Source organism: Bacillus sp. SIMBA_031, assembly GCF_046535225.1.
Taxonomy (GTDB): Bacteria; Bacillota; Bacilli; order Bacillales; family Bacillaceae; genus Bacillus; species Bacillus velezensis.
Window position 1 is genome coordinate 1 of the sequence record NZ_JAWRXC010000684.1, and the last position, 236, is coordinate 236.

Annotated in this window: 1 protein-coding gene; it reads right to left on the reverse strand. The window is 61.0% G+C overall.

The genetic code is table 11. The features are described from left to right. Positions 1-200, reverse strand: a 200-nt coding sequence (locus SB724_RS21805) for a type II toxin-antitoxin system Phd/YefM family antitoxin (RefSeq protein WP_410573161.1), incomplete at its 3' end; no start/stop codon positions are given. Positions 201-236: the final 36 nt, after the last annotated feature.

Genomic DNA, 236 nt, shown 5'->3' on the forward strand with positions numbered 1-236 from the left:
TCCTTGCGGCCCAAGGCGAGAATCTTGAGCAGCGCGAGCGTCTGCTGCATGTCGTCGTACGATTGCGCGTCCTGCACGATGACCTTCGGCTCGCCGTCTTCGGTGATGAGCAGCGGCTCGCGGCTTTGCGCGACGTCGCGGACAATCTCGGCCGCGTGATTTTCCAGGTAGCTGACGGGTTTGATCTGCGCAGGCTTCATATCCACCTCGTTGCCCTCATTCGTAACGGATCACCG